The sequence below is a fragment of the Allobosea sp. GW823-FHT02B03 genome, assembly GCF_058797755.1.
In genome coordinates this window covers 678103-698871 of sequence record NZ_JBXAJY010000003.1, presented here as the reverse complement: position 1 = coordinate 698871, position 20769 = coordinate 678103, and the positions used below count along the sequence as shown (strand labels likewise).

The 20769-nt window shown below is 66.2% G+C and carries 22 protein-coding genes and 1 pseudogene; 16 read left to right on the top strand and 7 right to left on the bottom strand.

What is annotated here, in order from left to right; all coding sequences use genetic code 11:
* Positions 1–96 precede the first annotated feature (96 nt).
* Complete coding sequence (locus AC1REK_RS12885; protein ID WP_492267738.1) at positions 97–1278, bottom strand: MFS transporter; 1182 nt, start codon at positions 1276–1278, stop codon at positions 97–99.
* Between the two features lie 178 nt (positions 1279–1456).
* A complete protein-coding gene (locus AC1REK_RS12880) occupies positions 1457–2023 on the bottom strand; it encodes a GNAT family N-acetyltransferase (RefSeq protein WP_492267739.1) in 567 nt (188 codons plus the stop codon).
* 356 nt (positions 2024–2379) lie between these two features.
* On the opposite strand from AC1REK_RS12880, the gene AC1REK_RS12875 reads away from it, so the two are divergent.
* The 9 genes and pseudogenes from AC1REK_RS12875 to AC1REK_RS12835 all read left to right on the top strand — a co-directional run bounded on the left by AC1REK_RS12875 (position 2380) and on the right by AC1REK_RS12835 (position 10764).
* A complete protein-coding gene (locus tag AC1REK_RS12875) occupies positions 2380–3264 on the top strand; it encodes a LysR family transcriptional regulator (RefSeq protein WP_492267740.1) in 885 nt (294 codons plus the stop codon).
* A gap of 385 nt (positions 3265–3649) precedes the next feature.
* The gene (locus tag AC1REK_RS12870; RefSeq protein WP_316020200.1) at positions 3650–4645 is read left to right on the top strand and encodes an ABC transporter substrate-binding protein; all 996 of its coding nucleotides are present in this window, start codon (positions 3650–3652) and stop codon (positions 4643–4645) included.
* Positions 4642–5514, top strand: a complete 873-nt coding sequence (locus AC1REK_RS12865; RefSeq protein ID WP_492267741.1) for an ABC transporter permease — start codon at positions 4642–4644, stop codon at positions 5512–5514. Before AC1REK_RS12870 ends, AC1REK_RS12865 begins: the two co-directional genes overlap by 4 nt.
* Positions 5515–5603: 89 nt before the next feature.
* Positions 5604–5903: a putative quinol monooxygenase gene (locus AC1REK_RS12860; protein ID WP_316020202.1), complete on the top strand. Its 300-nt coding sequence runs from the start codon at positions 5604–5606 to the stop codon at positions 5901–5903.
* A 104-nt stretch (positions 5904–6007) separates the two neighbouring features.
* Positions 6008–6745 (top strand): imm11 family protein, encoded by a 738-nt coding sequence (locus AC1REK_RS12855; RefSeq protein ID WP_327521142.1) that lies wholly within the window; start codon positions 6008–6010, stop codon positions 6743–6745.
* 193 nt (positions 6746–6938) lie between these two features.
* Positions 6939–8195: pseudogene (locus tag AC1REK_RS12850) on the top strand (3-phosphoshikimate 1-carboxyvinyltransferase); the annotation flags it as partial.
* Between the two features lie 244 nt (positions 8196–8439).
* Positions 8440–9150 (top strand): L,D-transpeptidase, encoded by a 711-nt coding sequence (locus AC1REK_RS12845; RefSeq protein WP_316020204.1) that lies wholly within the window; start codon positions 8440–8442, stop codon positions 9148–9150.
* 237 nt (positions 9151–9387) lie between these two features.
* On the top strand, positions 9388–10473 hold the full coding sequence (locus tag AC1REK_RS12840) for a glycosyltransferase family 47 protein (RefSeq protein ID WP_327521140.1): 1086 nt from the start codon (positions 9388–9390) through the stop codon (positions 10471–10473).
* 81 nt (positions 10474–10554) lie between these two features.
* Entirely contained in the window at positions 10555–10764 is a 210-nt protein-coding gene (locus tag AC1REK_RS12835; protein ID WP_066469806.1) for a hypothetical protein, read from the top strand.
* Positions 10765–10791: 27 nt separating this feature from the next.
* Here AC1REK_RS12835 and AC1REK_RS12830 read toward each other — a convergent pair whose 3' ends face one another.
* Positions 10792–11487: a hypothetical protein gene (locus tag AC1REK_RS12830; RefSeq protein ID WP_327521139.1), complete on the bottom strand. Its 696-nt coding sequence runs from the start codon at positions 11485–11487 to the stop codon at positions 10792–10794.
* Between the two features lie 382 nt (positions 11488–11869).
* On the opposite strand from AC1REK_RS12830, the gene ssb reads away from it, so the two are divergent.
* Positions 11870–12415 carry a single-stranded DNA-binding protein gene (gene ssb, locus AC1REK_RS12825; RefSeq protein WP_492267742.1) on the top strand — a complete coding sequence of 182 codons (546 nt, stop codon included), beginning with the start codon at positions 11870–11872 and terminating at the stop codon, positions 12413–12415.
* Positions 12416–13080: 665 nt separating this feature from the next.
* Here the strand turns inward: ssb and AC1REK_RS12820 are convergent.
* Positions 13081–14025, bottom strand: a complete 945-nt coding sequence (locus AC1REK_RS12820) for a DUF2971 domain-containing protein (RefSeq protein ID WP_492267743.1) — start codon at positions 14023–14025, stop codon at positions 13081–13083.
* 151 nt (positions 14026–14176) lie between these two features.
* On the opposite strand from AC1REK_RS12820, the gene AC1REK_RS12815 reads away from it, so the two are divergent.
* The 4 genes from AC1REK_RS12815 (at position 14177) to AC1REK_RS12800 (ending at position 17601) form a co-directional block, all read left to right on the top strand.
* Positions 14177–14479: a hypothetical protein gene (locus AC1REK_RS12815; RefSeq protein WP_492267744.1), complete on the top strand. Its 303-nt coding sequence runs from the start codon at positions 14177–14179 to the stop codon at positions 14477–14479.
* 186 nt (positions 14480–14665) lie between these two features.
* Positions 14666–15781 (top strand): M20 family metallopeptidase, encoded by a 1116-nt coding sequence (locus tag AC1REK_RS12810; RefSeq protein WP_492267745.1) that lies wholly within the window; start codon positions 14666–14668, stop codon positions 15779–15781.
* A gap of 184 nt (positions 15782–15965) precedes the next feature.
* A complete protein-coding gene (locus AC1REK_RS12805; RefSeq protein ID WP_492267746.1) occupies positions 15966–17144 on the top strand; it encodes an E22 family MetX-like putative esterase in 1179 nt (392 codons plus the stop codon).
* Between the two features lie 10 nt (positions 17145–17154).
* Complete coding sequence (locus AC1REK_RS12800) at positions 17155–17601, top strand: GNAT family N-acetyltransferase (protein WP_492267747.1); 447 nt, start codon at positions 17155–17157, stop codon at positions 17599–17601.
* An 8-nt stretch (positions 17602–17609) separates the two neighbouring features.
* Here AC1REK_RS12800 and AC1REK_RS12795 read toward each other — a convergent pair whose 3' ends face one another.
* On the bottom strand, positions 17610–18572 hold the full coding sequence (locus tag AC1REK_RS12795) for a GlxA family transcriptional regulator (protein WP_492267748.1): 963 nt from the start codon (positions 18570–18572) through the stop codon (positions 17610–17612).
* A 73-nt stretch (positions 18573–18645) separates the two neighbouring features.
* Between AC1REK_RS12795 and AC1REK_RS12790 the strand changes: the two genes are divergently transcribed.
* Positions 18646–19311, top strand: a complete 666-nt coding sequence (locus AC1REK_RS12790; protein ID WP_492267749.1) for a DJ-1/PfpI family protein — start codon at positions 18646–18648, stop codon at positions 19309–19311.
* 23 nt (positions 19312–19334) lie between these two features.
* A complete protein-coding gene (locus AC1REK_RS12785; RefSeq protein WP_492267750.1) occupies positions 19335–19682 on the top strand; it encodes a gamma-glutamylcyclotransferase family protein in 348 nt (115 codons plus the stop codon).
* A gap of 22 nt (positions 19683–19704) precedes the next feature.
* Here the strand turns inward: AC1REK_RS12785 and AC1REK_RS12780 are convergent, their stop codons facing one another.
* Together AC1REK_RS12780 and AC1REK_RS12775 are read right to left on the bottom strand one after the other, a co-directional pair.
* Positions 19705–20277 carry a hypothetical protein gene (locus AC1REK_RS12780; RefSeq protein ID WP_492267751.1) on the bottom strand — a complete coding sequence of 191 codons (573 nt, stop codon included), beginning with the start codon at positions 20275–20277 and terminating at the stop codon, positions 19705–19707.
* A 2-nt stretch (positions 20278–20279) separates the two neighbouring features.
* Positions 20280–20705: a hypothetical protein gene (locus AC1REK_RS12775; RefSeq protein WP_492267752.1), complete on the bottom strand. Its 426-nt coding sequence runs from the start codon at positions 20703–20705 to the stop codon at positions 20280–20282.
* Positions 20706–20769 lie beyond the last annotated feature (64 nt).

Here is a 20769-nt window from a genome sequence, read left to right as displayed (position 1 = left end):
GGCCGTGCCAGTGCAGCTGGGCGAGAGGCGGGCATGAGTAGCACGCAGCCGCAGATGTTGCCGCATTGTTCTTGTCGCGCTTGCTGACAGGCGCTGTCAGGAGCGTGGCAGGCTGCGGAAGCGTCGCCGGAGCAGTATCGCCGAAACCAGCATGGCGAGCGCCAGCGTCCCCGACAGGATCAGCGCCGCCGAGGCGCCATAGCGCTCGATCAGCAGCGCGTAGCCGAGCGGCGAGGCGGCCGAGAGGAAGAAGCCGGGCGCCAGCAGGCGGCCGACATAGGCGCCATAGCTCTTCGGGTCGAACAGCATCAGCGGCAGCGTGCCGCGCGTGATCGTCAGCACGCCATTGCCGGCGCCGTAGAAGAAGGCGAAGGCCAGCGCGGCAAAGGCGCTCGCCCCGCCGGCGAGACCGACGACGAAGCAGAGCGGCAGCACCAGGCAGGCGATCAGGTTGAGATCGAACGGGCTGGTGCGCGAGCCGAACAGCACTTCGCCGAGCCGGGCCAGCGACTGGCCGATGCCGCGCGTCGCGCCGATCCAGACCGCGATCGCGGCCGGCAGGCCGAGTCCGGCGAGGATGCCGATCATATGGGCGGACATGCCGGCATTGAGGATGCCGGCGAAGGTGACGATCAGCGCATAGAGCAGGCCGGCGAAGCGGGTGTCGGCCGGGCTGAGAGTGATGGCAGGTTTCGCTGCGGCCGCGTCGGACTGGGGTCGCGCCGAGACCGCAGGCAGCGTCAGGTGCAAGGGCAAGGTGAGCAGCGCGAAGCCGGCATAGGCGATGAGCGCGCCGCGCCAGCCGAACTGCTCGGCGAGCACATGGCCGAGCGGCCAGAACACGGTCGAGGCGAGGCCGCCGAGCAGGGTGATCTGGGCGATCGGCCGGCGCGCTGCGCTGCCGCCGATCCGGGCCAGCGCGGCGAAGGCGGCATCGTAGAGGCTGAGCCGCATGGCGAGCCCGAGGCAGAGCCAGGCTGCGTAATAGGCGGCGATCGTGTGCGCGAAGGCGAGGCCGAGGCAGCCGGCGGCGGTGAGCAGCGAGCCCAGGCACATCACGGTGCGGCCGCCATGGCGGTCGATCAGGCGGCCGACGGCGCCCGAGGTCAGCCCCATCACCAGCAGCCCGGCGGAGAGCCCGCCATGGATGATCGCCTGCGACCAGCCGAGCTCGTTGCCGATCAACTCACCGAAGGCGCCGACCAGGTAATAGGAGACGCCCCAGGAGATGAGCTGCGCCAGCCCGAGGCAGAAGACGGTGAGGCGGGGGATCGTCATAGGCTCATCAACAGCAATGCGCAGTCACATTCGACCCTGACGCGTGTCATCCCGGACAAGCGGCCGGACGCCGCGCCGATCCGGGATCCATTCCTGAGCCTTTCCGAAAGAGGGTCCGGAATGGATCCCGGGTCTCCCTTCGGTCGCCCGGGATGAACTGAGCTGTGGAGCAATGGCACTAAGCAATCCCGTCGGGCAGCGTCCGGTCTCCCGGCCCTAGGCTGCGCTGCATTAGGACGGTGTCGACCCAGCGGCCGAACTTGAAGCCGGTCGAGCGCAAGGTGCCGACAGGCACGAATCCGAAGCGGCGGTGCAGGCCGATCGAGCCCGCATTGGCGCTGTCGCCGACATTGGCGAGCATCTGACGCCAGGGGCCGGCTTCGCAGCGGGCGATCAGCGCACCGAGCAGGGCCGAGCCGATCCCGCGACCGCCGAAGCCGTCGGCAACATAGACCGAGTCCTCGATGGTGTGGCGGTAGGCCGGGCGAGGGCGATAGGACGTCGCGTAGCTGTAGCCGACGATCCGGCCGCCCTGTTCGGCGGCGAGATAGGGCAGGCCGAGCCCGAGCACCGCCTGCCGGCGCGCCAGCATCTCCGCGACGCTCGGCGGTGTCTCCTCGAAGCTGGCAAGGCCGTAGAGGACATGGTGGGTGTAGATCGCCTGGATCGCGGCCATGTCCGCCTCCTGCGCGTCGCGGACGAGGACGGATGGCGCGGCATTGCCGGCGGTGTCAGAGGTGGTCATAGTCATCATCCCAGCCCGGCAGGGGCGCCTTTCCGTCTTGTCGGGGCGCCCGAACAGCGCTTCCCGTCGCGTCACGCCGTTATCGGCGTAGAGCTTACGTTTTTTTCGGCCCTCATCCTGAGGAGCAGCCAAAGCCTGCGTCTCGAAGGATGCTCCAGCAGGCTCCGAAGACATCTGAAGCATCCTTCGAGACGCCGCTCCGCGGCTCCTCAGGATGAGGCCTAGAGGATCGGGATTGAACCATTCGCCCGCGCCTGCAGCGGCCGGCTCTTCCCGAACCGCAGGGGCACCTTGCGCTCAGCGCTCTCATAAATGAAGCTTCTCGAAGTTATGCAGAGCATGAGAATTTCTTTGGGATGCGCGACCTTCGCCTCGACCAGCTCGACAGCTTCCGCCAGGTGATCGCGCTCGGCAGCTTCTCGGCCGCGGCCGAGAAGCTTGGCCTGAGCCAGCCGGCCGTCAGCCTGCAGATCCGCGAGCTCGAGCGGCGGCTCGGCCTGACCCTGATCGAGCGGGTCGGGCGCCGGGCGCAGCCGACCGCAGCGGGCACCGAACTGCTCGACCATGCCGGGCGGATCGAGGCGGCGGTCGCGGCGGCGCAGGAGGCGATGGCGCGGCATGCGACCGGGGCGATGGGCCGGGTGCGGATCGGCACCGGCGCCACCGCCTGCATCTTCCTGCTGCCGCCGGTGCTGCGGGAACTACGCCAGCGCCATCCGACGCTGGAGATCACTGTCAGCACCGGCAACACCTCCGACATCGTCAAGGCGATCGAGGACAACCAGATCGATATCGGCCTGGTCTCGCTGCCGGCCGCCGGCCGCAGCCTCGACGTGACGCCGCTGCTCGAGGACGAGTTCGCGGTGATCGCGCCGCCGGGCATGGAATTGCCGGTGCGACTGACGCCGGAGGCACTGGCGCGGCTGCCGGTGCTGCTGTTCGAGCCAGGCGGCATCACCAGGCGCATCGCCGATGAATGGTTCGCCCGCGCCGGGGTGACGCTGAAGCCGGTGATGTCGCTCGGCAGCGTCGAGGCGATCAAGCGGCTGGTCGGCGCCGGGCTCGGCTGTGCCGTGCTGCCTGGCATGGCGGTGCGTGGCGAAAGCGACGGGCTCGTCGTGCGCTCCCTGTCACCGCGGGTGCACCGCACGCTCGGCCTCGTCCTGCGCAAGGACAAGCCGCTGCATCGCGGCCTGCGCGAGACGCTGAAGGCCTTGCGGGCGCTGGGCACGCCCGGCTGAGGGCCAACAACAATGAAGCCCTCATCCTGAGGAGCAGCCGATAGGCTGCGTCTCGAAGGATGCTCCAGCTGGTTCTGGAGCCTCTTGGAGCATCCTTCGAGACGCCATTCCTGACGGAATGGCTCCTCAGGATGAGGGCTCAGGGAGTTATCGGTCAGACAATCAGGATGAGATCTCGGAGCATGGGAGCCCTTCGCTCAGCGATGCTGACAGGCCCGGTCGGAGGGGCGGCCCATGCCATCACCCGTTTGCGCAGTGCCCAAGGCGGGAAGTGGCGCTAATGTCGTCGCCTGCCGGGCGGAACATTTCGCTCGCTTTCGCGCTTCGTGGACATGCCCAACCGTCAAGTGCCCGGACCGGGCACGGCAGCCAGCGGGGGATCGTCATGATGAAAGCCGTTCTGCGCACTGCAACTCTGCTGCTTGGGCTCGGGCTCGCCGCGCCCGTTCTCTCCTGTGAGCTCGACAGGCCGCTGAAGATCGCCGGGCTCGACTACGATTCCGCCGCCTTCCACACAGCCGTGGCGCGGGCGGTGGTCGAGAAGGGGTTTGGCTGCAAGGTCGAGCGTGTGCCGGGCGTGGTGGCGCCGCTGGTCAATGGGCTGGCGCGCGGCGATGTCGACGTGATTATGGAGATCTGGCTGGCGAACCCGGTCGAGGCCTGGACCAGGGCGGAGGCCTCCGGGAAGGTGATCCCGCTCGGCACGACCTTTCCCGATGCCAATGAGGGCTGGTACGTGCCGCGCTATCTCGTCGAAGGCGCGGATGCCAAGGCGAAGGACCTGAAGACGGTCGCCGATCTCAAGCGCCACAAGGCGCTGTTCCCCGATAGGGAGGAGCCCGGCAAGGGCCGTTTCTACAACTGCGTCGCCGGCTGGGTCTGCGAAGGCATCAACACCAAGAAGCTCTCGGCCTATGGACTGGCGGACGACTACAACAATGTCCGTGGCGGTTCGGGCGAAGCGCTGGTCGCGGCGATCGAGGCGAATCTCAAGCGCAGGCAGCCGGTGCTGTTCTATTATTGGAGCCCGAGCTGGCTGATCGGCGCCTATGACCTCGTCAAGCTCGGCGAGCCGGCCTTCGACCCGGCGATCTGGGCCGAGCTGAAGGCGAGCGACAAGCCGACCAGGGCGACCGCCTACCCGGTCAGCAAGGTGGTGATCGGCGCCAATCTCGCCTTCACCCAGGCGGCCCCGCAGCTGACGAGCTTCTTCAAGAATTACGGCATCAGCAGCGCGCTGACCTCGCAGATGCTGGGCGATGCCCGCAAGGCCGGGATCACACCGGAGGAGCAGGCGCTGCGCTTCCTCAAGGACCGGCCGGATGACTGGCGGCACTGGGTCACCGCCGAGGTTGCTGCGAAGGTTCAGGCCGGCTTGTGAGCGCTGGCCTGCTGCCTGATCTCGGCAAGCTGCTCCAGAGCGTCGTCAACCGGCTGGTCGATGCGCTCGTCACCGGTTCGGGCGACAAGCTCGATGCCGTTTCGGACGGGCTGACCGCGCCGGTCCGCCTGCTCGAAGGCGCACTCTTGCAGCTGCCGCCGGAGGCGGGCATCGCCATGGTCGGGCTCGCCGCCTGGTTCGCCACGCGACGGATCGCATTCGCCGCCGGCATGGCCGCGCTCGTGCTGCTGCTCGCTCTGCTCGGGGTCTGGTCGGCCGCGATGCAGTCGCTGGCGCTGATCGTCGTCGCCGTCGTGCTGATCGTGCTGTTCGGGCTGCCGCTCGGCGTCGCGGCGGCGAGGATGCCGCGCGTCTCGCGGGCGCTCGCGCCGCTCTACGATTTGATGCAGACCGTGCCGAGCTTCGTCTATCTCATCCCGGTGGCGATGATCCTCGGGCTCGGTCGCGCGCCGGCCCTGGTCGCGACCCTGATCTATGCCCTGCCGCCCTTCGCCCGCCTGACCGAACTCGGCCTGCGCGAGGTCGACGGGCGCGCCGTCGAGGCAGCGCGGGCGCTGGGCCTCACCGTGCGGCAGAGCCTCTGGCTGATCGAGCTGCCGCTGGCCCGCCCGGCGATCCTGCAAGGGCTCAACCAGGCGATCATGATGGCGCTCGCCATGGTCGTCGTCGCCTCGATGATCGGCGCCAAGGGGCTGGGCGAGACCGTGCTGCTCGGTCTGCAGCGGGCCGATCCCGGGCTCGGCTTCGTCGGCGGGCTCGGCATCGTGCTGCTCGCCGTGCTGCTCGACCGGCTCGCCCAGGCGATTTTTCGCGCACAGCGTTCGCCGCGCCGGCCCGGCGTGCCCTGATGCTGCTGACATTGGCCGTCAGGGAGCCGGTTGCGCGTGCCTCGGCGCTTCGGCAGCGTGCCGCCCGCAAGGACAGAGGGAGAGGCGCCATGTATGGCTTGATTGGACGAATGTTGGCCAAGCCCGGCGAGCGCGAGGCGCTGATCGGCCATATTTTGGGTAGCAGCGCTGCGATGCCCGGCTGCCTGAGCTACGTGGTCGCCCGCGACCCCGCCAATCCCGATGCGATCTGGGTGACCGAGGTCTGGGACCGCGAGGAGAGCCATGCCGCCTCGCTGCATCTGCCCGCCGTGCAGGCGGCGATCGCCAAGGCCCGCCCGCTGATCGCGGGTTTCGACAATCACACCGTGACCGAGCCGGTGGGTGGGCATGGTTTGGCGCCGGGCTGAGGCTGGCGTGGCTCGCGCCTAATCATTCTTCAGTTCTTGCGGCCTAGGCTGGAGAAAAGCCGCGTTGCTCATGCGACGAGGCTCTTCGGAAACCGGAAGCGCCGATGGCCTGGAAAATCGACTTCGACTTCGTCTCCGCGCAACCGGATTTCGAGATCGACAAGGACAGCGCCGGAGAAACGCCATGGGGATTTGGCTGGGGCTGGGGCGCGCACCATAGCCGCATTGGCCGCCCGGTCCCCACGAGCGCGACCCAGACCGACAGCAAGACGCTCGTCGATGTCTTCCCGCTGCCCGGGTTTGCCTGCGTCAGCGAGAGGTTTCGGGCGATCGTGGAGTGCTTCGAGCCGGGCGTCCATGAGTTCTTTCCGATCCAGCTCAAATCGCGAAAGGGGATTGCCCATGCCGAGCCCTATTTCCTCATCAATGTCCGCCAGCGCTTCGATTGCATCCTGATCAAGGGTATCGATTTCGAATGGCGCAGCATCTTGGCCGGCGGCCTGGAAGGGATGCCGTACCTGTCCTGGATGGGCAAAAAGCCGCCGCTGTCTGCCAGCCGGACTACGATCGCCGGCCGCCATCTCTGGCTGACCCGTTGGGTTCCGGCCAGTAGGCGGATCATGGTTTCCGATCAGCTCAGGGCCGCGCTGGTCGAGGCGAAGATCCGGCGCCTGACCTTCAAGGAGCCATGGGCCCAGTTTTTCGCCGAGGTCGACACGCCCTTCGATTATCGCGAGCAGGTGCCGGGCATTGTCGACTGGATCGAGGCCAACCGGCCGGCGATACTGTTCGAAGATCACCTCGACTGGGTGAAGGCCCATATGCCGCATTGGCTGGCGTGATAACTTGCGGGCCGGCGGGCTTTTGCTGCCCCATGCCGGTGCCTCTAAAGGCCGTGGCTTCATGCGACGGATTCCGAGCTCCGTTTCGATGTGACCGCAGCGACGGGCCGGGCATGGCCGGTGCGGCTTCCGCTGGCGGATTGCACGGGCTAAGAGCCTCGCAACGCAGCCGAACGGCGAGGGCGAGCCTGTCATGACCGATTCCGAAGTCCGCAAACTCACCATCGTGCCCTTCGCCGGCGCGCTGCACGGCAAGGTGACGCCGCCGGGCTCGAAGTCGATCACCAACAGGGCGCTGCTGGTCGCGGCGCTGGCCAAGGGCACCAGCCGGCTGTCGGGCGCGCTGAAGAGCGACGACACGCTCTATATGGCGCAGGCGCTGCGGGCGATGGGCGTCACCGTCGAGGAGCCGGACGCGACCAGCTTCGTCGTCACCGGCGATGGCAGGCTGCGGGCGCCGACGGCACCGCTCTTCCTCGGCAATGCCGGCACCGCGACCCGCTTCCTCACCGCCGCGGCGGCGCTGGTCGAGGGGCAGGTCGTGGTCGATGGCGACGAGCATATGCGCAAGCGGCCGATCGCGCCGCTGGTCACGGCGCTGCGGACGCTCGGCGTCGCGGTCGAGGCGCCGAGCGGCTGCCCACCGGTGACGATCGCCGGGCAGGGCGGTTTTGCAGGCGGGCGGGTCGAGGTCGATGGCGGGCTGTCGAGCCAATATGTCTCGGCGCTGCTGATGGCCGGCGCCTGCGCGCGCGGGCCGGTCGAGGTTGCGCTGACCGGCAAGGAGATCGGGGCGCGCGGCTATGTCGACCTGACGCTGGCGACGATGGCGGCCTTCGGCGCCAAGGTTTCGCAACCGGATGCGGCGATCTGGCGGATCGAGCCGACCGGCTACCGCGCCGCCGACTACCTGATCGAGCCCGATGCCTCGGCCGCGACCTATCTCTGGGCGGCGGAAGTGCTGACCGGCGGCGCCATCGACCTCGGCGTGCCGGCGGCGGCCTTCACCCAACCCGACGCCAAGGCGCATGCGCTGATCGCCGCCTTCCCGAACCTGCCGGCCGAGATCGACGGCTCGCAGATGCAGGATGCGGTGCCGACGCTCGCCGTGCTCGCCGCCTTCAACAGGACGCCGGTGCGCTTCACCGGCATCGCCAATCTACGCGTCAAGGAGTGCGACCGAGTCTCGGCGCTGTCGCAGGGCCTGTCGCGGATCCGGCCGGGGCTCGGGGTGGAAGAGGGCGACGATCTGCTCGTCGCTTCCGATCCCGGACTCGCCGGGCAGACCCTGCCGGCGGAGATCGACACCTTCGCCGACCATCGCATCGCGATGAGCTTCGCGCTGGCCGGGCTGAAGATAGGCGGCATCACCATCCTCGATCCGGCCTGCGTGGCGAAGACCTATCCGGATTACTGGCGGGCGCTCGCCTCGCTCGGCGTGCGCTTCGAGGGCGAGGCGCCTGAGGCGCGAAACCCATGCAGTCCGGGGTTTGAAACCGGGTCGAGGTCGTCGCCAGGCGAGGCGGTTTGAGCGGCTGGAGTGCGCTGATTTTGGTTCGCGGGATGACGCTTCGGCAATGTCGCGCGCTTGCCAGCCGGGCGGGATGACGGCAATCTCCGCCCAGCGATACCTTAAGCGGGCCTATGCCGAAGCGTTCTCTCTTCGGGCAACAGGACATGGGAAGCCCAGAATCATGATCATCGACGATAGGAATGCCGATGCCGGCAAGCTGCACGCGGCCGCCTTGCGCGGGCGCCGGATCGGCGGGCTCGACCGCCGGTCGTTTCTGGCCGGCTCGGCCGCCGGTCTCGGCGCGCTGGCGCTGGGCGGCTGCGCGACATCCGACGGCATGAGCCTCGCCGAGGCGCAGAAGCTCTACGGCCCGGTGCCCGAGGAGAAGTTCCCGGTTCCGGCGATCGACGTCAGCAAGGTCGATCCGAAGTACTTCCGGCGGACGGTAGCCTACGACACCAAGGAGCCGGCCGGTACGATCATCGTCGATCCCGCCAATTACTATGTCTATCGCGTCGCGGGCGACGGCACCGCGACCCGCTATGGCGCCAATGTCGGCCGCGACGGCTTCCGCTGGAACGGCAACGCCTATGTCGGGCGCAAGTCCGAGTGGCCGACCTGGACGCCGCCCAAGGAGATGATCAAGCGCCAGCCCGAGGTCGCGAAATATGCCCGCGGCATGCCGGGCGGCCTCGAAAACCCGCTCGGCGCGCGCACGCTCCATCTCTACCAGAACGGCGCCTACACGCTGTACACGATCTATGCGTCCCTCGACGCGGAATCGATCGGCAACGGCATCACCAGCGGCTGCGTCGGCCTGCTCACGCAGGACATGATGCACCTCTACGCACAGACCCCGGTCAAGACGAAGGTGGTCGTCCTGCCGGCCTAGGCAAAAGCTGACGAGACGCTGCAATTGCGCAGCGCGATGCGCCGCCGCTTCCCGGAAGCGGCGGCGTTGTCGTTTCCGCCGCGCTCGACGGGGCGGGCGAATCTCGAACGGGATTCGGGGAGGCGATGTCCGCAGGGCTACCCCCTAAGAGCCGTGGCCTTGCGCAGGCCCCGAAGCCAACATGGCGCTTGCGTGTGACGGGCGCCTTCGCGCGCCGACGTTGGGGCTTTCGGCGGAATGACCGAGGACAGCAAGTTCCGATACTTCCTGTGCCGCCACGCGCACGATCCCGTCGAGATCAATCTGTCGGAGTATGTCGACCCTTTCGTCGACGTCTTCCTGGCGTACTGGGTCGGTGTCCTGAAGATGCTCGAGGTCCTGCTCGATGCCGATGGCCTCGTCTTCTACATCGTCTGGGGAACGGAGACGGTGCGGGAGCTGCCGAGCTACGGGAAGAACGTCGTCGTCCTGCTCCTGATGGAGGAGTTCTGCGAGATTCCGCCCTATTTCGACAAGGTGCGCTACGTCTTCAAGACGCACGGCTTCTTTCCTTATGTGAACACGCTTCAGCTGGGCGCGAGCCTGGCATTGCTGGTGAAGGCGGTCAGGGACGCCGCACGCTGGGCTCGCAGCAGCGGCCTTCTGGCGCTCCGGCACAAGGGCGCGATCGTCCGCGAGGAGGGCGGCATGACCGTTCCGCTCGGCTATGCCAGGCAGACGGACCTGCCGGGCAAGCCGTTCGCCGAGCGCCGCTATGCGGTCTCCTTCATCGGCAGCGTGAAGCAGCGCGCCTATCACCCGCTCTCCATCCGGGCTCTGCTGGGAACGCCCAAGGACATTGCCCGCACGCGCATGCTGGAGGAATTGCAGCGGCTCGCCACGAGCATGCCGGGCGAGGTGTTCTGGGCCGATACGGGCTCCTACATGAACGGTGTGCTCTCCGACGGGGTCCGCTATTCCGAGCTGATGGCCGACTCCAAGATCTGCCTCGCCCCGCGGGGGTCCTCGACCGAGACCTTTCGGCTGTTCGAGGGCATGCGGCAGGGCTGCGTCGTGATCTGCGACCGGGTGCCCCGGCACTGGTTCTTCGAAGATTGCCCCTTCATCCAGCTCGACGACTGGTCCGAGCTTGGCCCTTGCGTGAACGACCTGCTCGCCGACCGGGAGCGCCTCGAAGACTTGCACAAGCGCGCGCTCGACTGGTGGCAGCGGCGCTGCGCGCCTCAGGCGCTCGCCGGTGTCATGGCGGAGCGCCTCGCGCGGGCGCCGCAGATCGGCGGCGGAGCGGAGGCGGATGTTTCTGGGCTGGAGCCTCAGCTCTGAGCCGCGCCAGGCGCGCAAGTTTTGCAAGTGGCTCCGGCCGTGCGATCGTCGCGCGTTCGGGGGCGAACAGGCGAGGGCGCTATGGATACGGACCCGGCGGCCAAGGACCGCGTCACACAAGTCCTGAAGAAGCATCTGGAACTCGCACAAGAGCAGCTCGACATGGCCGAGCGCGGCGTCCTTCTGTCGATCGACGGCGCGCCGGAAGGCATCAACCTGACCAGGGAAGCCCTCGCCATCCGCGTCGAGCAGTTGCAGGGCGCGCTCGACCGGCAGCAGGGACGCGGCTGAGCCAGGCGGCGAGCCGTCACCGCTCGCCTACGCTGGTCGGAGTATCCATTGCAGGAACCGCTCCCGAAGCTGATTGACCATTCGCAGCATCGGGTCGTTCTCGATCATTGGGCCGCCACTGAAATCAAAACTCGCTCCCCCGCCGACACCTGTCACGAGCGTGCGGGGGTAGGTGACCAGTGTTTTTCCGGACGCTGCGTCGATCACATCGATATGGGCGAGGAGCGTGTTCTGGTTGCCGGATTGTCCCGCAAAGAGCACCGCTACGAAGCGGCGCCCGGGGTCGAGAATTTCAGCATTGTGCATCGTGACAACGATTTTCACTGGCCTGGTACCTGTGAATGCACCTTGCATCTTTGCCGCGAAGGAGGCTTTGACCCGGTTGGAGAACTGAGCGGCGACAAACGCACGGTATTGTTCGCGAGGTAGTTCAGGCTCGACGATGCGTGGGGGTGTATCGCGCTCGCCACTTTCGATGACCTTAACCTCGAGGCCATTGGCTTTCATGAATTCGTGCCTGACCGACATCCACGACGAGGACGCGACTTGCGCCAGGGCGCCTTCGACGGAAACGACCTTCCATGTCCTGGCTTCGTCCACGGAAATCGGGGGCGGCGAGGTTACGCAACCGGCCATCAAAGTCGTGGCCGCGATGCCTAGAAGGGCCCGTCTGGATATCTTTGCTGTCTTCTGGAAGGTCGGCAGGCGTAGGCGCTCGATCATATCAATCTTCCAGATGGAATCATCAGCCTCCCCGATCTTCCGGTCGGGTTCCTGAACGTCAATTAGTCCTTCGATGCTGAGCGCCAGCTTGAAAGCCTACCGTGTCCGGCATCCGGGTTGCCAAGTTGCTCTGATAAGGGGCCGTGCGCGCGCTCTGGCACGGGGCTGCCTTGAGGCCGAAGCCGCCATAGCTTCCGTTCGGCGCGCGCTGAGAGGAGCTACAGCTACCGCGACGAAGCGCTCGCGAATCTCCGGGGACAACTTCCGATTTGTCCTTGAACAAAACGAGAACATCATTGATAGTCTGTGCCGGGATCGCTAGGGTCCGCTTCCGGTCGATCGGCCGGTTTGTGGTGAAGTGCGCAGGAAAACGGAGCCTGTCATGGCTGGTAGCGTCAACAAGGTCATTCTGGTCGGCAATCTCGGGCGCGACCCCGAGGTGCGGCGCCTCGGCAGCGGCGAGCCGGTCGTCAATCTGCGCATCGCCACCTCGGAAACCTGGCGCGACAAGCAGTCGGGCGAGCGCAAGGAGCGCACCGAGTGGCATTCCGTGGTGATCTTCAACGAGAACCTCGCCAAGGTCGCCGAGCAGTATCTGAAGAAGGGCTCGAAGGTTTACATCGAGGGCCAGCTGCAGACCCGCAAATGGCAGGACCAGCAGGGCGTCGAGAAGTACACGACCGAGATCGTGCTGCAGCGCTTCCGCGGCGAGCTCACCATCCTCGACAGCCGCGGCCAGGGCGGCTCGGACGAATATGGCGAGGGCGGCGGCTCCTCCTTCGAGGATCGCTCCTCCGGTGGCGGCTCCTTCGGCCGCCAGAGCCCGATGGGCGGCAGCGGCGGCGGCTCGCGCCAGCCGGCGATGTCGGGCGGCGGTTCGGGCGGCTCGCGGTCCTCGAGCCATCTCGACGACGACATCCCGTTCTAGGCTGGGACGTTTCAGATAATGCAAGTTCTTGGGAGTTAAGGCGTTGTTTTAACGTCTTTTCCTTAATGGGCTACCTTGCTTTCTGCAGCCTGCGGCGACGCTAGGGCGGAACGCTGATTCTTGTCAGGAAACGCCCGAAACCCATACGCAGTGCGCTGGTCGAAATGTGCCAACGGCGAGCGCATGCCGCTTCTCGTCCAAGTGGCAGCGGGGCCGCGGCGTGAGTGAGCTTACCACCTCGCGCATCAGGTGCGATGGCTCTGGATTCGAGGCCGGTACGAAGCCGTTCGAACTTGCCGTCCTTTTCGTGCAGTTTCGCTCGCTCGATTCAATTGCGATGAGGTCGCTGCAAGCTGGCTTGTCAGCCCGATCACCCTCGATGCTCGGCTGATCGAGAAGCCGCTGGCTGTCGGCGGGTTCGTCGATATCATCGGCTTTTTGGACGCACGTCGCGCGCTCGTCTGGGCTTGGAAGGGGCCGGCTGGGGTTAAAACGGCGGCCGGGGGCATCGCCGCCGAGGGAGCGGCCGTCTTGCCTCCACGTCCTGCCGAAGGCCCCCTTTGAGAGCATCGTTAGATCGCTTGAGGAGCAGATCGCCTTCGCTTCGAGAGCGGAAAAACGCGCCAACAAGCGCTCGATGCGGTCGTTGGCGCGGGGTACTCAAATTAGCGGTATGGAACTCTGGATTTTCGAAAATTCACCGAAAGTCCATATCCCAGGGAGGACGTGAATGTCGTGAGAGAAGCCATTGCTTCGCCGTAATCCAGACAAGGACCAACAACGATCTCGACAATTGGCAACAGATTCGCACTCTCGCAGGAGCTTAGGTCGAGCTGCTTGAACGGTACAATTCGATCTTGAGAAACGCGGTACTCAGTTTGCTGTTTCTCGGCATAGAGGCGCCACTCATCCTCTTCCGCGAAAGCAGGATGCTTAATTTCCTCTACCAGTTCAAAAAGGCATTCACCGAATCTCATGGACAACCAATTTCTCGCTGATTGTTTTCCCCATCCTGTGCTGTCCAGTATGCAGATATTCGCAGCCACAATTGGCTCGAAGCGCGCAATAATATCGTCGATGAGTTGAGACTCTTTTTGACCGCCATAGGTAATTCGACGCAGGTTCATGCTAGGTTTCGGCATATTTAACCCAGCGAACTTGCTGGGATCAAAGCCGATCGCATACCCTCGCCCGTGGTTGCCGTATGCTCGCCACTGGCTCAACAGATCGCCCGCAGCTGAAAAGCAGCAAGCGTATCGATCCATCCCAATCGTTTGCGTTTGGCGTGTATCCGCGGATAGCGCATAAAAGTCGATGAAGTCGGCGAGCACCTGCTCGGACTCCTTTGCGCGAAACCGGTTTGCGTGAGTGTCGAAATTTGCAGTTAGGGATAATAATTCAGTAGTGTCGTTTAAATATTTTGTACTTGTAGCCCATGTTTTTCTTGTTTTTAGGATATTCATTAAGGCGTTTGCATCGCAATAATGGTATATTATGCCACTTGGGGCGTGTCTATTATTTCGATCATCAAGCCATTTATCTACGCAGGCTATGGCTGATCGAATGAAATTTTTGGGCGGGATTTGCTCAAAATCGACGTCATTCTGCATAATACGTCTCATTCGTTCGCTGTTTAGCGAGTCAATACGTTCTTTCCAATCCATTTCTATTCAATCCCGTTACTACGCCTGGATCCATAGAGTATATATCCGAACTTATGTCAGCTGGTGTTCGAAACCTGACGAAACGTCACGGCGGTCGATGGGGGCCTTCGCAACGCCGGGCGTGATCCATCTCGATGCGGCCGACCTGATACTGAAAGCGGCCTCACTTGTGCGGCTCGTCGACGGGCGACTCTTCGCCGAGCAACCTTTCCATCCGCATGAACAATGGACGAACTCACGATCTCCCATGCTGAGCCGCGGGTTAGCCGACGGCGTCGCGCATGTGCGCGCTTGCCTCGATCTCGATGTCCCCTTCGGCCAGCGCCATCTCTACATGGGCACGCATAACCACCTGCTTCAGCTCGGCGGCTCGGTCTATCTGGAAGGTCGTGGCGCTTGACCCAAAGGGCGAGAGGCCCGGCCGCATCGCCGCTGCGCGGTGCATCGCCGGTCGGCGCGGCCGGCCGGATCATCCCGCGGGCTCCCGCGGGCCGCAGGGCGGCTGCCCGCCCGCGGCGATGGACAAAGCCGGCGAAATGGCCAATCTCCTCGTTATCGCCACGCTGTCCTGCGAAACCCTGCCATCATGACCATTCACGATTCCGCCGTTCCCGCGCTCTCCGTCTGGGTCGCGCTGGAGAGCCCCACTCATCACGTGCCCGGCGTCAACGGCATGATGGACCTCGTCGCGAGCGAGGTCGAAGGCCTGCCGATCGCGGTCGAGCGCATCCCTGGCCGCGACGGGCTCGGCGACAGCCTGGTGCTGCGCGCCGGCGTCGACAATGGCGAGAAGGCCGTCGCGCTGATGTCGCATCTCGACACGGTGCACCCGGTCGGCACCACCGCCAGGGACCTGCCGGTCCGGGTCGAGGGCGACCGGCTTTACGGGCCCGGCGTCTACGACATGAAGGGCGGTGCCTGGCTGGCGCTGCAGGCCTTCAAGGATGCCGCCAAGGCCGGTGCGGCCCGGCGGCCGATGGTCTTCCTGTTCACGCCGGACGAGGAGATCGGCTCGCCGACGACACGCGGGCTGATCGAGGATATCGGCCGCCGATCGATGGCGGTGCTGGTCACCGAGCCGGCGCGCGAGGGCGGCAAGATCGTCACCGCGCGCAAGGGCGTCGGCCGCTTCGAGGTCAAGATCGAGGGGCGCCCGGCCCATTCCGGCTCGCGCCATGCCGATGGCCGCAACGCCATCCGCGAGGCGGCCCACCAGATCCTCGCCGTCGAGGGCATGACCGACTATTCGCGCGGCATCACCACCACGGTCGCGCTGGTCGGCGGCGGCACGGCGGCGAACGTCATCCCGCAGCATGCCTGGTTCAGCGTCGATTGCCGCGTCACCACCGTTGCCGACGGCGCTGCGATGGAAAAGCGCATTCTCGGCCTCAAGCCCCATGATCCGGATGTGAAGGTCATGGTCAGCGGCGGCATGAACCGTCCGCCCTATGAGAAGAGCGCCGAGGTCTCGGCTCTCTACGAGAAGGCGAGGGCGATCGCCGCCGCTAGCGGCTTCGACCTGCAGGACTGCCCGATGACCGGCGGCGGCTCGGACGGCAATTTTACCGCGGCGCTCGGCGTCCCGACGCTGGATGGGCTCGGCATCGATGGCGACGGCGCCCACACCTTGCAGGAATACGGGTTGATCCCGTCGATCGCCCCGCGCCGGGCGCTGATCAAGGGGCTGCTCGAGACGCTTTAGCACTCCGCGTCATGGTCGGGCTTGTCCCGACCATCCACGTCTTCCTTCCTACAATGTGCTGTTCAAGACACGGATGCTCGCCACAGGGGCGAGCACGACGGGGTGAAGCCCCTTCCGTTAGCCGGGCAAATCCGCTCTGATCCGTCTCAAGGCCGAGAAGCCGGCCGGAGCAAGGGAGCGCGGCATGAAGGGCTGGATCGCGGGCGTGCTGGGTGTCGTCGGGATGATGGTGACGGGAATGGCGGACGCTCAGGAGCTGATCGTCGAGAAGAAAATCTTCGAGCTGCCGAGCTACACCACGCAAGGCGGGCGCACGCTGAAGAACGTCAAGGTCGGCTGGGAGAGCTACGGCACGCTCAACGCCGACAAGTCCAACGCGATCCTGATCTGCCATTTCTTCTCGGCGAATTCGCATGCCGCCGGCAAATATGCGGCCTCCGATGCGGCGCCCGGCTATTGGGACGCGATAATCGGCCCGGGCAAGGCGATCGATACCGACAAGTATTTCGTCCTGTCCTCGGACACGCTGGTCAACCTCAACACCGGCGATCCGAAGACCACGACCACCGGCCCAGCCTCGATCGATCCCGACACCGGCAAGCCCTATGCGCTCGACTTTCCGGTCGTGACCGTCGGCGATTTCGTCAATGTCCAGAAGGCATTGGTCGAAAGTCTTGGAATCAAGAAGCTGGTCATGGTCGCCGGTCCCTCGATGGGCGCGCTGCAGACCTATGAATGGGCCGCGAGCCATCCCGACATGGTCGGCAAGGCGATGGCGGTGATCGGCGCGGCCGAGGCCGATGCCCAGCTGATCGCCTGGCTCGACGTCTGGGCGGCTCCGATCCTCGTCGATCCGAACTGGAACAAGGGCGACTACTACGGCAAGACGCCGCCCAATGCCGGCCTCGCCAAGGCGCTGACCGCGGTGACGCTGCAAGCCAATCACGGCGACTGGACCAATGGCACCTTCGGCCGCCGCCCCGCCAAGGAAGGCGACGACCCGGCCAAGGCGCTCGGCAACAAGTTTCAGGTGCAGAGCGTGCTCGACAATGCCGGCGAGGCCCGCGCCAAGCTCTCGGACGCCAACCATTTCCTCTATCTGGTCAAGGCGAACCAGCTCTATGCCGCCGGTGGAAAATCGCTTGCCGACGGGATGAGCCGGATCAAGGCGCCGTTGCTGATCGTCAGCCAGCCGAAGGACCTGGTCTTTCCCGACGAGATGATCCAGCGCAGCGTCGCCGAGGCGAAGAAGGCCGGGCGCGACGTCTCGCACGTCACCATCCAGGGCACGCGCGGCCATCTCGACGGGGTGATCTCGATGAAGCAGGCCGAAGGGGCGGTGAAGGCCTTTCTGGAGAAGTGAGGCGGATCGGTTGGCCGCACCCGTTGTCTCACTGCGGGAGATTACGGCCGAGACCGTGCGGACGATCTGCGAGCTCGAGCCGCACGAAGCGCAGAGTGGCTTCGTCGCGCCGAATGCGGTCTCGATCGCGCAGGCCCACTTCAACCCGGCCGCGGTTTTTCGCGCTGTCTATGCCGATGACGAGCCGGTCGGGTTCATGATGTGGCGCCCGGGCGCTGAGAGCGGGTGCTGCTTCCTCTGGCGCTTCATGATCGCTGGGGGACATCAGGGCAAAGGCTATGGGCGCGAGGCGATCGGGCTCTGGCTGAAGAGCCTGCCGCCGCAGGGATACAAGCTCGCCCAGACCAGCTACGTCGCGGGCGATGGCGGGCCGCACGGCTTCTATCTGGCGCAGGGTTTCAGGGACACGGGCGAGACCCGCGCCAATGGCGAAAGGGTCATGGAGCTGGCGCTGTAAGAGGTTTCCTACTGCGCAAAGCGCTCGCGATAGGCCTGCGGGCTCGCGCCGAGCCGGCGCAGGAAGGCGCGGCGCAGGGTCTCCTCCGAGCCGAAGCCGCAGCGGCGGCCGGCCTGGGCGACGGAGAGGCCCTGCTCGAGCAGGCGGCGGGCGGTCTCGATCCTGATCTCCTCGACGGCGCGGGCCGGCGTGCGCCCGGTCGCCAGCCGATAGTGCCGGGCGAAGCTGCGCAGGCTCATATTGGCCTGCCCGGCCAGCCGTTCCAGCGAGAGGTCGCCGCGCAGGTTCTCGACGATCCAGCCATGCAGGCGGTCGAAGCGCTCATCCTTCTCCTGCAAAGTGAGCGCGGCGCTGAACTGCGCCTGGCCGCCGGGGCGCTTGAGGAAGACGACGAGCTGGCGGGCGATGGCGAGCGCCGGCTCGCGGCCGAGATCGGCCTCGACCAGCGCCAAAGCGAGATCGATGCCGGCGGTGACGCCAGCCGAGGTCCAGACATCGCCGTCGCGGACATAGATCGGGTCGGGTTCCAGCCGCACGGCGGGGAACATCGCCTGGAACTCATCGCAGCGGCCCCAATGCGTCACGGCGCGCCTGCCGTCGAGCAGGCCGGCGGCCGCGAGCAGGAAGGCGCCGCTGCAGACCGAGGCGACACGCTTGGCGGCCTCCGCGCGCTGCCGGACCCAGCCGAGCAGTGCCGGATCGCGGCAGGCGGCGTTGACGCCATAGCCGCCGGCGACGACCAGCGTGTGCAGCGGCACGGTGGGGCCGGGGAGCGGGGCTGCGCCGAGCTCCAGCTTCGCGCTGGTGACGACGCGGCCCTCTTCCGCCACCACCGCGGTCTCGTAGGGCAGCGGGCGTCCGGCGAGATGGGCGAGGTCGTTGGCGGTGGCGAAGACCTGCAAGGGGCCGGCGACGTCGAGCAATTGCCCGCCGGGGAAGGTCAGGATCTCGATGCGGCGCTGGTTTGGCATGAAGCGAGGGCTCGTTGGCAATTCGGCCAGAGCTTTGCGCGCTAGGCTGCTTCCGTCAATCAGGAGTTCGGCCATGTCCCTCAGCTTCGGCATTCTCGTCTTCCCGCAGGTCCAGCAGCTCGACCTGACCGGCCCCTACGAGGTCTTCGCCTCGGCCAGGGGTGCAGAGGTGCATCTGGTCTGGAAGGATACCGCCCCACTCAAGGCCGCGACCGGGCTGACGCTGACGCCGACCACGACCTTCGCCGACTGCCCGCCGCTCGATGTGCTCTGCGTGCCCGGTGGTGCGGGGGTCAACGCGCTGCTGCAGGACGAGGCCGTTCTTGCCTTCCTGCGCGAGCGGGCAGGGCAGGTGCGCTATCTCACCTCGGTCTGCACGGGATCGCTGGTGCTCGGCATGGCTGGTCTCCTGAAAGGCAAGCGTGCGACCAGCCACTGGAATGCGCATGACTTCCTGGCGCGTTTCGGCGCGATCCCGACACAGGGGCGCGTGGTGCGCGACGGCAATCTGATCACCGCCGGCGGCGTCACCTCCGGCATCGATTTCGGGCTGACGGTGGTCGCCGAACTGCTCGGCGAGGAGGAGGCGCAACTGATCCAGCTCTCGCTCGAATACGCGCCGGAGCCGCCCTTTCGGGCGGGCACGCCGCAGGAGGCGCCGGAGCCGATCCTGGCTGCGGCACGCCAGCGCCTTGCCGCTTCGCGCGCGGCGCGCGAAAAACTGCTGGCGGCATCGTGAGCCGCGGTTGAACCGGAGCGAGCATGGCCGACGAGCGCAGCATCCTTCTGTTTTCCTACGGCACGCTGCAGCAGGAGAACGTCCAGCTTTCCTCCTTCGGAAGGCTGCTCGACGGCCATGACGATGCCATGCCGGGCTTTGCCCAGACCATGCTGGAAATCACCGACCCCGAGGTGATCCGCACCAGTGGCAAGCGCTTCCATCCGGTGGTGGCGCCGAGCGACGATCCGGCCGACAGCGTGCCCGGCAAGGTCTTCAGCATCACCGCCGAGGAACTCGCCGCTGCCGACCGCTACGAGGTCGCCGACTACAAGCGCATCAGCGTTCGGCTCGCCTCGGGCAAGCAGGCCTTCGTCTACGTCAAGGCGTAAGCCGCAGCTCCCGTCGCGCCGGCTAGAGCGGGCGGTCCCGCAGTGCCTTGTAGGCGGCTTCCTTCGCGCCCAGGGCGAGTGCTTCCGTCGGATAGTCCTGGCGACGGAAGCGCCATTTATCGCGCAGCAGTCCGGTTTTGCTAACCGGTTCGGCAGCGAGCCTGGCCAGTTCGGTCTCACGCTCCCGGCGCCGTGCCTCAAGCGCCGCGGCCGCCTCTGCCGCTGCACGTTCCGCGGCGCGGCGTTCACGCTCGTCCTGCTGCTCCTGGGTGATCTCGACCCAGCGCTGGGCGACCACGACGAGGCCCTCGGTATAGGGCGCGCCATAGCCTACGCCGTAGCCGCCCCGGTTCGAGCCATCGAGCGAGACCATGTACTGGCTGGCGGCGTAGTAGTAGCTGGCGATCAGCGGCGTGACCGCCTTGATCTCCCAGCCGCCATCGTTCAGCTCTGCCGTCAACGCGGCGAGGCTTTCGTCCAGCGCCTTCCGGTCGGGAGCGAGATGGCCCCAGGAGGCATCGCCCTTGCTGCCGGTGCTCTCGTCCTGGCAGCCGCAATAGAGCCGGTCTGTGCGGCTCTCGAGGATGCGCGGCATGCTCAGATGTCGCCCATCTCTTCGAAGACGAGGCGCGAATGGGCGCCCGTCGTGCCGATGATGGCGCAGGAGGCTCTGCCGCGGCGGGGCGCCGGGCCGGTCATCACGATCCGCGAGCCGAAACCGCGCGGATTGTCCTCGATCACGCCCGAGACCGGATAGGGCGCCGGCTCGCAGCCCTTCTTGAAGACATAGGCGGTGCCGCTGACCCGCTTGCCGGCGAAGCGTCCCTCGAACAGCACCGTGCCGCGGCGGACCGTGCCGGCGATCGATGCCTTGGGCTCGTCATAGACGATCCTGCCCGCGCTCCGCTCCAGCACCATGGCGGAGCCATTATGGTCCCAGAGCGAGCCGTCGAGGCCGGCGGCGGAGCCGGGGCTGGCGGCTGTGGCGAGTGCGAAGCAGCCGGATAGGATGACGAGGCGCATATTGATCTCCCGATGCAGCCTCGTCTTAGCTGCAGGGCGTAAGCTTTTGTTCTTCCCTCGCCTT

What these genes read in the sequence shown, in the direction of transcription:
- AC1REK_RS12775 (WP_492267752.1), bottom strand. Translation starts at nt 20,705, where the DNA reads ATGCGCCTCGTCATCCTATCCGGCTGCTTCGCACTCGCCACAGCCGCC.
- ssb (WP_492267742.1), top strand. Translation starts at nt 11,870, where the DNA reads ATGGCTGGTAGCGTCAACAAGGTCATTCTGGTCGGCAATCTCGGGCGC.
- AC1REK_RS12820 (WP_492267743.1), bottom strand. Translation starts at nt 14,025, where the DNA reads ATGCAGAATGACGTCGATTTTGAGCAAATCCCGCCCAAAAATTTCATT.
- AC1REK_RS12815 (WP_492267744.1), top strand. Translation starts at nt 14,177, where the DNA reads ATGGGGGCCTTCGCAACGCCGGGCGTGATCCATCTCGATGCGGCCGAC.
- AC1REK_RS12840 (WP_327521140.1), top strand. Translation starts at nt 9,388, where the DNA reads ATGACCGAGGACAGCAAGTTCCGATACTTCCTGTGCCGCCACGCGCAC.
- AC1REK_RS12835 (WP_066469806.1), top strand. Translation starts at nt 10,555, where the DNA reads ATGGATACGGACCCGGCGGCCAAGGACCGCGTCACACAAGTCCTGAAG.
- AC1REK_RS12790 (WP_492267749.1), top strand. Translation starts at nt 18,646, where the DNA reads ATGTCCCTCAGCTTCGGCATTCTCGTCTTCCCGCAGGTCCAGCAGCTC.
- AC1REK_RS12860 (WP_316020202.1), top strand. Translation starts at nt 5,604, where the DNA reads ATGTATGGCTTGATTGGACGAATGTTGGCCAAGCCCGGCGAGCGCGAG.
- AC1REK_RS12830 (WP_327521139.1), bottom strand. Translation starts at nt 11,487, where the DNA reads ATGATCGAGCGCCTACGCCTGCCGACCTTCCAGAAGACAGCAAAGATA.
- AC1REK_RS12875 (WP_492267740.1), top strand. Translation starts at nt 2,380, where the DNA reads ATGCGCGACCTTCGCCTCGACCAGCTCGACAGCTTCCGCCAGGTGATC.
- AC1REK_RS12805 (WP_492267746.1), top strand. Translation starts at nt 15,966, where the DNA reads ATGAAGGGCTGGATCGCGGGCGTGCTGGGTGTCGTCGGGATGATGGTG.
- AC1REK_RS12780 (WP_492267751.1), bottom strand. Translation starts at nt 20,277, where the DNA reads ATGCCGCGCATCCTCGAGAGCCGCACAGACCGGCTCTATTGCGGCTGC.
- AC1REK_RS12810 (WP_492267745.1), top strand. Translation starts at nt 14,666, where the DNA reads ATGACCATTCACGATTCCGCCGTTCCCGCGCTCTCCGTCTGGGTCGCG.
- AC1REK_RS12845 (WP_316020204.1), top strand. Translation starts at nt 8,440, where the DNA reads ATGATCATCGACGATAGGAATGCCGATGCCGGCAAGCTGCACGCGGCC.
- AC1REK_RS12855 (WP_327521142.1), top strand. Translation starts at nt 6,008, where the DNA reads ATGGCCTGGAAAATCGACTTCGACTTCGTCTCCGCGCAACCGGATTTC.
- AC1REK_RS12880 (WP_492267739.1), bottom strand. Translation starts at nt 2,023, where the DNA reads ATGACCACCTCTGACACCGCCGGCAATGCCGCGCCATCCGTCCTCGTC.
- AC1REK_RS12785 (WP_492267750.1), top strand. Translation starts at nt 19,335, where the DNA reads ATGGCCGACGAGCGCAGCATCCTTCTGTTTTCCTACGGCACGCTGCAG.
- AC1REK_RS12795 (WP_492267748.1), bottom strand. Translation starts at nt 18,572, where the DNA reads ATGCCAAACCAGCGCCGCATCGAGATCCTGACCTTCCCCGGCGGGCAA.
- AC1REK_RS12870 (WP_316020200.1), top strand. Translation starts at nt 3,650, where the DNA reads ATGATGAAAGCCGTTCTGCGCACTGCAACTCTGCTGCTTGGGCTCGGG.
- AC1REK_RS12885 (WP_492267738.1), bottom strand. Translation starts at nt 1,278, where the DNA reads ATGACGATCCCCCGCCTCACCGTCTTCTGCCTCGGGCTGGCGCAGCTC.